This is a genomic window from Shewanella scandinavica (assembly GCF_031932065.1).
Lineage (GTDB): Bacteria > Pseudomonadota > Gammaproteobacteria > Enterobacterales > Shewanellaceae > Shewanella > Shewanella baltica.
Window position 1 is genome coordinate 262,734 of sequence record NZ_JAUOES010000003.1, and the last position, 10,498, is coordinate 273,231.

Consider the following 10,498-nt stretch of genomic DNA (forward strand, 5'->3'; position numbering starts at 1 on the left):
ACTTAGTTAATCTCACCTGTCTTGGGGTTGTAACCCCAAATCACGTTAGGATTGCCACGAGAGGCCATACGTTGACGGTAGATATTGGATACCACTTCCGCATCACCCGCGAGCAGGGCTTTTGTCGAACAAAGCTCAGCACACATAGGTAACTTGCCCTCAGCAATACGGTTGGCGCCGTATTTTTTACGCTCGGCTTCGGAGAAGGTTTCTTCTGGGCCACCGGCGCAGAAAGTACACTTGTCCATCTTGCCACGACTACCAAAGGCAGTCTTTTTCGGGAATTGCGGTGCACCAAATGGACAAGCATAGAAGCAATAACCACAACCGATACAGGTATCTTTGTTGTGTAGCACTATGCCGTCTTCGGTACGGTAGAAACAATCTGCCGGACATACAGCCATGCAGGGAGCGTCAGTACAGTGCATACATGCCACTGAAATAGAAGCTTCGCCAGGTAGACCATCGTTAATCGTCACCACGCGGCGACGTTGGATTCCCCACTCGAGAGCGGAGTCGTTTTCGTTCTTACATGCAGTGACACAACCGTTACACTCGATGCAGCGCTTGGTGTCACACAGAAATTTCATGACTGCCATAATGGCTTATCTCCTCATCAAGTAGGTTAGGCTTTGCTGATCTGGCACAAGCTGGACTTAGTTTCTTGCATCTGAGTCACAACGTCGTAGCCATAAGTTAAAATGGTGTTTGCCGATTCGCCTATCACGTAAGGCACTGTGCCTTCAGGATAGTTTTTCGCTAGGCTTTCGCCTTCAAACACACCAGCAAAGTGGTATGGCATAAAACATTCACCGGCAATAACGCGCGGTGTCACCATAGCCTTAACCGTGATCTTGGCGCCTTCTGGGCCATGCACAAAGACATTGTCACCGTCACGCACGCCGCGATCCGCAGCATCCGCAGGGTTCATCTCGATGAACATTTCTTGTTGCAGCTCAGCAAGCCAAGGGTTAGAACGGGATTCTTCACCGCCGCCTTCGTATTCCACTAGACGACCAGAGGTCAGTGTCAGTGGGTAGCCTTGGGTAAAGTCCTTATCTTGGATTGACTTATACAAGGTCGGCAGACGCGCAACCATACGGTCTTCGTAGGTTGGGTATTTGGCGACTAAGTCACGACGAGGAGTGTAAAGTGGTTCGCGGTGTTTCGGGATATCATCTGGGAAAGTCCAAACGATACAACGGGCTTTAGCGTTACCATAGGGAATACAGCCATGCTTGATCGCAACACGTTGGATGCCACCAGAAATGTCAGTCTTCCAGTTTTTGCCTTCGGCGCGTTTTTTCTCTGCATCTGTGAGTTCATCCCACCAACCCAATTGCTTGAGCATGTCGGCGGAGAATTCAGGATAACCATCTTGAATCTCACTGCCTTTAGAGAAAGAACCTTCGGCAAGAATGTTGACGCCATCGTGTTCGACACCGTAACGGGCACGGAAGTTACCGCCACCGTCTTTCACGTGTTTTGATTGATCGTACAGGATCTGGGTGCCAGGATGTTTCATCTCTGGTGTACCCCAACATGGCCAAGGTAAACCGTAGACTTCACCCTTAGCAGGGCCGCCTGGTGCTGTTAGATTATTGACATCGAAAGTGCCCCAGTTTTCTTGGTGCATTTTCAAACGCTCAGGGCTTTGACCTGTATAACCCACAGTCCACATACCAGTATTGAATTCGCGGGTCACATCTTCAATCAAAGGCTCTTCGCCATTCACTTGAATGTGCTTACAGAATTCTTTTTCAACGCCCCATTTTTTAGCGAACTTATACATGATGATGTGATCGGGCAGAGACTCAAACAGTGGCTCGATGACTTTAGTACGCCATTGGAGCGAACGGTTTGAGGCCGATACTGAACCATAGGTTTCGAATTGCGTCGCCGCAGGCAATAGATACACACCGTCTTTACGTTGGTGCATAACACCTGCCATGGTTGGGAAAGGATCGACCACAACCACAGTATCCATCTTGTTCAATGCTTCACGCACTTCACGACCACGGGTTTCAGTGTTAACCGATTGTCCCCAGAAGAACGCCAGACGGATATTGTCTTTCTGCGCAATTTTGGTTTTATCTTCTAACACCCCATCGTGCCAGCGAGAGCAAGGAATACCGGCTGAGGTTTGTGGTGTTTGGCCTAGGTATTCACCTTGGTCGAAACGGCTTGCAATCCATTTAGGATCGAGATCCCATACATTTGACCAGTGAGCCCATGCGCCTGTCGTTAAGCCGTAGTAACCGGGTAAGTTGTCGAATAACAAACCAAAGTCAGTCGCGCCTTGCACGTTATCGTGACCACGGAAGATGTTGGTCCCGCCACCAGAAACACCCATGTTGCCAAGGGCTAACTGTAAAATACAGTATGAACGGGTGTTGGCATTACCGACGTGATGCTGAGTACCGCCCATACACCAAACGATAGTGCCGGGTTTCGTTTCGGCCAGCATTTTAGCCACACGGTACATTTGCGCCTTAGGCACGCCTGCAACCAGTTCAACTTCTTCTGGGGTGTATTTTTTGGCTTCTTCACGGATACGCTCGATGCCGTATACACGTTGTTTGATAAACTCTTTATCTTCCCAGCCGTTTTCAAAAATGTGCCATAACAGGCCATAAATGAAGGGGATATCTGTACCTGGGCGGATATGCACGTACTCGTCAGATTTCGCTGCAGTACGGGTGAAACGTGGATCAACAACAATCACTTTCGCGCCGCGTTCTTTGGCGACCAGAATATGTTGCATTGCCACTGGGTGCGCTTCACTTGGGTTTGAACCCACAAACATGATGCACTTAGTGTGGCGGATATCGTTAATCGAGTTGGTTTGCGCACCGTAGCCCCAAGTGTTAGCAACACCGGCTACCGTGGTAGAGTGACAAATACGGGCTGAATGGTCGACGTTGTTCGTGCCCCACAGTGCCGCTAATTTGCGATATAAATAAGCTTGTTCGTTCGAAAACTTGGCGCTACCCATAAAGTAAACGGAATCTGGACCTGACTCTTGACGAATCGCTTCCATCTTGTCGCCGACTTCATTAATCGCTTGATCCCAAGAGATCTTTTTCCACTTGCCGCCTTCTAACTTCATTGGGTATTTCAGGCGTTTTTCACCGTGGCCGTGCTCACGCAGTGCCGCACCTTTCGCGCAGTGTCCACCTTGGTTAAAGGGATGGTCAAATGCCGGTTCTTGACCTGTCCACACGCCGTTTTGTACTTCTGCATATACACCACAGCCGACGGCGCAGTGAGAACAGATGGTACGTTTAACTTCGGTGGGAACATTGTGGCCTATGTCTTCTTGGGCTTGTGCTTTACGCATCATGCCTGTGCCCAGCATGGACGCCGCAGCTATGCCACCTGTGGCAAGACCTGCCGATTTTAAGAACTGACGACGATTGAGACCCAGTGCTGGCGCTTTAGATTCGACAACCTGGTCTGTTTTGCGGGTTAATCGCATCACACACTCTCCTCTGGTTAGTTGTTCAACGACGCATAATAGTTACGGATATGGTCGGTTTCGCGGTAGTTCTCACTCTTAGGCTCTGTGGTTTCTGCCGTTTTTGTCGAAGCTAACGCCTGACTGCTCACGGTTACCACTGCGCCTGCCGCACTGCCGAGTGCCAATGCTTTGAGCAATTGACGACGGCCCATGTCGGAAGCTGGCTTCTTCATAGTGTCTCCTTGTGTTGCGGGATAAGGTGGCACAAACGGCGACCACCTCGGTTATTGTGAAAGCCTAAGCTTTCGTTATTGTTGCGAAGGTGCGTGTGACTTCACCTTCGCTGTTTCAATCCATTTAGCACTGATATCTAGCGCGCACATGTCGCGCTATTATTAAGCTTAGTCTTAGTTCATTAATTCCACTGGTTTTGCTAAATCGCTGGTGGCCGGTTGTAGGTCGGCGCTGCCTGGGCAATTGACAGGAATATCTAAGCTCAATTGTTCAAAGGCACTGGCTTCCATTTCAAAGAAGGCTTTTGCTAGCTGGGCGACAGTCGCGTAAAACGCAGCGCTGGGCGCCTTAGCTAAGTTGTCGCAGAAGCGGCCAATCCAACTGCCGATATGGCGTTGGTAAAAAGCCAGTTGGCGATAGCTCGGCGCTTCTAGAATCAGGGTTCCCATTACTTCACAAAGGGCGGCTACATGATCTTCGGGTTCTTTGACGTTGTCTTCGCGTTCAAATCCGAGTTGCATCAGGTCTTGGCGCAGTAATGCCAGCGGTTTGTCCATTAAGGAGCCAGTCATAAACCAGCTGCCATAGGGGAGGATTTCACCAGAGCCTACGCCGAGGAATAGCGCAAAATACTCGTCTTCAAGCTGTTCATCGTTGAACTGCTGGGCGGCAAGTTGGAGTGATAACCAAGCTTTGGTCATCTCGTTGTCTTCATTGGCATCGATTTCAAGATTGGCCAAAAATTGCAGCAGTTCAGGACTCGGCTGACGGCGCAATAGGGCGGCTAACAGTTGATAGATATCGGCTCTCAACTGATCGTTTTCTGAAACTTGTCTTACTGATTCGGTCATAGCGGATCTCTTATCGCAGTTGCTTTTCAGGATCTTGAAGAATGTCTTCAAACATGTCTTTTACCCGGCAGTCGCCACACATTTTCAAGCGCTCAATATTGGCAGAAAATGCGCTGTGCGCGCCGACCATATCCAGCATCCGATGCACCATAGATTGGGTCGCAAAAGGAGAGCCGCAGCGAATACATTCGAAGGGGGCTTCCTCTTTCAGGGTGTGTTGTTGCTGACGAGCAGCTTTATCAAAATTAATTTGTGGCGTTAGGCTTATCACTTTTTCAGGACAGGCCGCTTCACATAAGCCGCATTGCACGCAGTTTTGCTCAATAAAGTGTAGTGCAGGTTTGTCGCCGCCATCTTGCAATGCCACGGTTGGACAAATTGCCACGCAGGACATGCACATAGTGCACTTTTCGACATTCACGCTGACTTTGCCAAAGGGAATGTTGTTGAGACTAAGGCAAGTATCGATTTCACCCGCTTGGCTATTGAGGTGATCTATCGCTTCAAATAGCGTGTTGCGTTTAGTGGTCGAGGCAAATGCAGCGGGCACGATCACGGGCCAATCTAAGCTGATATCGAGCATCGAATCTAAATCTGCAAGCATGCTTGGGTCGATGAGGCTGATACGTTGCGGCTGACCCATCTCATCTAAAATACTGTTGGCTAACGAAAGCTCGCCTTTAAGCATTTGTGTAAGAGTTGGCGCTGTGGCGTCGGTATTAAGGATCAGCACTTGGCGTGCGCCCCATGCGAGTACCGACAGCCAATGATCTAAGCTGGCAACCGTAATTTCTTCTAAGGCGACGGGGATAATATCACCCGCTAGATCGTCGGTGATAAAGTCGGCGCCGACGGCATTGTCGTGGAACAAAATTACCGGTGCGGTTTGGGCTTGCTCGCGGAAACGACTAACGACTTTGTTCAGATATGAATGTAAAGCCTGCGGCGTCGGTAAATCGTAACTGATGGCACCCGTTGGACAAGCGCTGGTACAACTGCCCGCGCCGTGGCAAAGGTATGGGTCGATTTCAATTTTCTTCGCCACGCTACTAATTGCATCGGCTGGGCAAAAGTTGAGGCAACGATTACAACCGTTAATACCATTGCGGTCGTGGGCACAAATATCTGGGTTGATTTTGACGTAGCGAGGCTTATCGAATTGGCCGACGAGATCGGGAATTTGGGCGAGGGCATCTTCGAGTTTCTCAGCATCTTGACCGACATAGAAATAACCGGGTGGTAGCATCTCTAAGTTCAAACAAGCTGTGCTGCTCAAATCGAGCACGATATCGAAATGGGGTTTACGAATCGACACTAAACTGAGTTCGGCCGCGCCATCTTGATGTTCAACACTGACTTGGAATTGGCCTAAAAAGCCTTTTACGCCAATGAGTTTGTTGTAGTAACTTTCGACATCGGTTGCCGCCGCCATCACACGCTCAAGGTGGGCTTCATCTTGGCTGGTAATGGCTTCATTGGCTAAAATCACGCGATGGGCCATAGTGGACAATTTGTCCGCGGCAAGGCGAGCCAGATCTTCTGGGCCGATAATGAGGACATTGCCTTCGGTGGTGTAGCTGACGGTTGGCGGGATCAGATTCTGCAGCATCTGAGTTTGCGCTAACACCTGTTGCCGCGCTTGTTTTAACGCTTCTTGGGTTTGATTGGTCATCAAATGAGTGCTCACATTGCGTTCCTGAACAGTACTCTGGCTGTTTCTTGTTTTACTGTATCTGGGCAGATTTAGGCGGCTGGTAATAAGTAAGTCATTGCCTTTTCTGCTTTTATCTAAGCTTTTTTATGTCTTAGTACAGCAATTCACATACCAAAGTTACGGACATTAAAATTAGCTAAACTGACGTTAAACAACTCGGGTTTGGGCCTGAGCCGAGGGCTCTGGTGCATTTTGGGGTAGGTCATCAGTCTCCCCATCCAAATTGTCCGCTATCGGCTCTGCTGCCAATTCGGTTTCGACTTCTTGAGTCGTGGTTTCGCTTACATCAAGACTAGCGGATGGATTAGTTTCTGCAGCTTGTTTGGCTAAGGCTGACTCTTCATCCGGCGTTTCGCTGTCTTTGGTGATGTAGCGGAAGACTTTTTGTGCTAATTCTGCTGAAACTTCGGCGCTGAGTTTGGGCTGATTACTGTAATCGAGCGCATATTCTAAAAGCCCATCTATCTCGTTGAAGTGCGGTTGTTTCCACAGTGCGCGTAGCGCCGCAGATTTCGCTGCCGGATCGACATTCGCGCCCATAAAACTCGCAAAGCTGCCGCCAATTTCAATTTCGTCAGGATTCGGTAAATCCGCCGCCGTGAGCATGCGATTCGGATCGTCATGTTCGGCAGTATTGGACTCTACTGCGGGTTCTGTGGGATTAAGCGACTCAACTGCCACAGTGGCTTCGGTCGCGATCGGCGCTTGAGGCGCGGCTTCTTCTTGAGTTTCTCGCGCTTGTTCAGCGGCAACTTGTTCGCGACGCTGGTTCCAGCGACTCAGTAGCCCAGCCGTTTTTTGCGTGGATTCAGCCATTAGTCCCTCCGAAGTGGATCGTGACTCGGGCCTTGATTCTTACGGCCATCGACATGCTTACGGCGATGGGCGGCGATTTCGACTTCGCCATGCTGGGTGATAAAGGCTTCAATCCAACAAGCTATTGCTTCTGGCATCAATAGGTTGATGACAGGGGTATTGCCCTCAAGGCAACCTGCGGCGACGTTTTGATCTGCCGACAGCGCTGCGGGTATCCAAGTGCCATCGGCCGTTTCATCGCACACTAAATACAGCATAGCGTTATCGACATCGAGATTGAGGCGATAGCTGGCACGTTCGTCTTTGTGCAGTTCGAGGAGCACTAAGGTCGCGTCGTCAGGGGCTTGATGGGTGGCGGGAAGTAGGTGTTCAATTTCCCATTGTACTGAGGTCCAGCGGCCAACTTGTTTCTCTACTTTTTTAAGTGAAACGTACATGGGCCAAACATTCGTTGTATGTTGCATTGTCTCTCCGTCTCAGCCGTGTTGATGGACGAACCGTAGATCGAACGGATCGGTTTTACCAACAAATTGCGATAAAAGGTCACTGCAATATTGGTGCCAGTAAACATGGGGTATTAGTTTGAACTAGATCATCAAAAACCCCCTCAAAAGTGGACATTTTGTCCAGTGCTGGGTTTTATTTGGGACATAAAAGGGCTAATGAAAAATCAGCATTGCGGCAGATCACGCATTTAAACCCGAGTTTTATACCTAGGTATAAATATTGCTATGCTCAGGCCATGACTCGTTAAGCGGTAGCATTATGATTTCGGAAAACAGCATGGGCACAGATAAAGAAGTAGCGGTAGCTAACCCCACTCAGAAGCCTCATCATCAGTGTTCTTTTGTGAGAACCCAAGCGGAAGTACCGTTAACCATTGCCGTAAAAGCAGTGAATGAAGCTGGGGAAGTGCTAGATAAATTTGTCGCCTGCGAACGTCCACTTACCGTTTATTTAAACTGGCGTCCGATAGTGACGCTGATGACCCTAGGGGCAAAACCTGAGTCTCTGGCGTTAGGTTATCTTAAGAACCAAGGCTTTATTTCGGATGTGAGCCTGCTGGACTCTGTCATCGTCGATTGGGATGTGAGTTCTGCGGCTGTGGTTACCCGTGAACAAACCGCCGATCTCGACGAGAAGCTCTCTGAAAAAACCGTGACGTCAGGCTGTGGTCAAGGCACGGTTTATGGCAGCTTTATGCAGGATCTCGATAACATCAATTTACCTACACCGAGTTTGAAGCAAAGCACGCTGTATAGCTTATTGAAAAATATCAACGAATATAACGAAACCTATAAGAATGCTGGCGCTGTGCATGGCTGTGGTTTGTGCGAAGACGATAGGATTATGGCCTTCGTTGAAGATGTCGGCCGCCATAACGCCGTTGATACCTTGGCAGGGGATATGTGGCTGACGCAGGATCGTGGTGATAACAAGATTTTTTATACCACAGGCCGATTAACCTCTGAAATGGTGATTAAAGTCGCCAAGATGGGGATCCCCATTTTGCTATCACGTAGCGGCGTCACTCAGATGGGCTTAGCACTGGCGCAGCAGTTAGGCATTACTATTATCGCCCGCGCTAAAGGTCGACACTTTTTGGTGTATCACGGCAGTGAAAATCTGCAATTTGATGCCAATACGGCTCCTTAGCCCCAAGTGAGCTAAGACAGTAATGCTAAGACTTGCATGCAGTAATAAAGAATAAGACAAGGAAACAAGATGACGTCTGCCAGTGAATTGGTTTACATGAGCGCGAAGCAAGTGGCCGAGTATTTAGATCTTAACGAGAAAAAAGTCTACGCCATGGCCAATGACAGAATTCTCCCCGCCACTAAAATCACCGGTAAATGGCTATTCCCGAAAGTGTTAATCGACCGTTGGGTGATGGATTCGTGTCACAGTGGCATGCTTACCGACCGTTTGTTGATCACCGGTAGTGACGATCCACTCTTATCTATGCTGGTGGCGCGCTTGATGGCACAAGTCGGTAGCCGTGAGTTGATAAGCTACAGCGCGACAGGTTCACGCTTAGGATTAGAGTTACTCGCTAAAGGTTATGCCGATGTGTGTACCTTGCACTGGGGCAGTATGGAGGATCGCAATATCCGTCATCCAGCCTTACTTAAAGGGTATAACAATCATCAACAATGGATCATGGTGCACGGTTACTCCCGTCAACAAGGGTTGATCATGCGTGCCGATATGCACCACAGGTGCCAAGAGGAAGATAAAGTCGTGAACTTACCTTGGCGTTGGGTGAGTCGTCAGGGCGGCGCGGGTAGCCAGCAACATTTAGAACATTGGTTGTTAAAGCAAGGCGCTCGCTTAGATCAGCTAAATGTCGTGCTGACGGCCTATAGTGAACGGGAGCTGGCAGGTTATATCGCCCGTGGTGATGCCGATATAGGTTTTGGCTGTCAATCTGTGGCATTGGAGAGTGGTTTGAGTTTCGTGCCACTGATTAAAGAGTCCTTCGATTTCGTTATGCCGCAAAGCATTTACTTCCGTCGTCAGCTTCAACAACTCTTTACTATGTTGGCGAGCGGCCACTCGAGGCAAATGGCGGCGCTACTGGGTGGCTATGATCTTACCGACTGTGGGCAATTACTCTGGAGTGCGAGCTAATCCGCTCACTCGAAAATAGATGAAGGTGAATAGAGTCGAATGATCTCTGCACTACTTATGACAGTTACTTATGCTGCTACTTATATAGCGAGTTACCAAATAAGGATTAAAGAGATCTCTCCCTGTCCCTGATTAAGTTATTTCGGCTCGAGTAGCCGTTATCCTTATCTAAACTTTATAGAATCTATGCGCAAATCCCTTCGTCTTGATGCCGTAGAACCGCAGAATATGAGAAATAACAGCAGAGAAAATGCCATTTTGTGGATAACTTTGGGGGTAAGTGGTGGGTATGGTGTGGTTAGATTAGATAATTAGAATTAACTGCAAATTTCCTTGAAATAGGGGTTGCACAAAATCTCCTGCTCCCTATAATGCGCATCCACTGACACGGCAGACAGCGAAAGCCAGCTGACGAGTTAGCTTGAATTGAGTCGCTTTTAAGCATTTAATTCAAGCGCAGCAAGAAGTTGAAAAATACTCCTTGACGCGAAACGGGAAATGCGTAGAATACGCAGCCCTAGCCAACTGGAAGCGTTCGGCGCTCAGTGTGGTACTCATCTTCTCTTACGAGGTTGAGTTGCTCTTTAACAAGATAAAACAAGAAATCTGTGTGGACACTCACAGGTGTTGAGTTAATCGAAATTACTTTACTTTCGAGTGAGTAATCAAAGAATTAAATCAATGAATGAGTGTTCATAGCAATATGTACATAATTTTGGTTTCGCTTTCTTCTCTTTATGAAGAGAGGGCGGAAACAAATAACAGAATTCATTGAGCCGAAACCTTAGGGTT

The 10,498-nt window shown here is 48.6% G+C and carries 9 protein-coding genes; 2 read left to right on the forward strand and 7 right to left on the reverse strand.

Annotated elements, in window-relative coordinates; translation table 11 throughout:
* Positions 1–2: 2 nt before the first annotated feature.
* The 7 genes from fdh3B to Q4Q50_RS03925 form a co-directional block, all read right to left on the reverse strand.
* Complete coding sequence (fdh3B, locus tag Q4Q50_RS03895) at positions 3–599, reverse strand: formate dehydrogenase FDH3 subunit beta (RefSeq protein WP_006083566.1); 597 nt, start codon at positions 597–599, stop codon at positions 3–5.
* A 26-nt stretch (positions 600–625) separates the two neighbouring features.
* Entirely contained in the window at positions 626–3,478 is a 2,853-nt protein-coding gene (locus Q4Q50_RS03900; protein WP_006084530.1) for a molybdopterin-dependent oxidoreductase, read from the reverse strand.
* Between the two features lie 17 nt (positions 3,479–3,495).
* Positions 3,496–3,693 carry a twin-arginine translocation signal domain-containing protein gene (locus tag Q4Q50_RS03905; RefSeq protein ID WP_006084528.1) on the reverse strand — a complete coding sequence of 66 codons (198 nt, stop codon included), beginning with the start codon at positions 3,691–3,693 and terminating at the stop codon, positions 3,496–3,498.
* A gap of 174 nt (positions 3,694–3,867) precedes the next feature.
* Positions 3,868–4,545: a TorD/DmsD family molecular chaperone gene (locus tag Q4Q50_RS03910; protein WP_006084526.1), complete on the reverse strand. Its 678-nt coding sequence runs from the start codon at positions 4,543–4,545 to the stop codon at positions 3,868–3,870.
* Positions 4,546–4,555: 10 nt separating this feature from the next.
* A complete protein-coding gene (locus Q4Q50_RS03915) occupies positions 4,556–6,217 on the reverse strand; it encodes a 4Fe-4S binding protein (protein WP_259216069.1) in 1,662 nt (553 codons plus the stop codon).
* Between the two features lie 189 nt (positions 6,218–6,406).
* Positions 6,407–7,075, reverse strand: coding sequence for a DUF3306 domain-containing protein (locus tag Q4Q50_RS03920; protein WP_259507946.1), 669 nt, complete (start codon positions 7,073–7,075; stop codon positions 6,407–6,409).
* Complete coding sequence (locus Q4Q50_RS03925) at positions 7,075–7,539, reverse strand: DUF3305 domain-containing protein (RefSeq protein WP_006083560.1); 465 nt, start codon at positions 7,537–7,539, stop codon at positions 7,075–7,077. Before Q4Q50_RS03925 ends, Q4Q50_RS03920 begins: the two co-directional genes overlap by 1 nt.
* Before the next feature lie 319 nt (positions 7,540–7,858).
* On the opposite strand from Q4Q50_RS03925, the gene Q4Q50_RS03930 reads away from it, so the two are divergent.
* Positions 7,859–8,731: a formate dehydrogenase accessory sulfurtransferase FdhD gene (locus Q4Q50_RS03930; RefSeq protein WP_311898489.1), complete on the forward strand. Its 873-nt coding sequence runs from the start codon at positions 7,859–7,861 to the stop codon at positions 8,729–8,731.
* Positions 8,732–8,800: 69 nt separating this feature from the next.
* Complete coding sequence (locus Q4Q50_RS03935) at positions 8,801–9,706, forward strand: substrate-binding domain-containing protein (protein WP_006083558.1); 906 nt, start codon at positions 8,801–8,803, stop codon at positions 9,704–9,706.
* Positions 9,707–10,498: the final 792 nt, after the last annotated feature.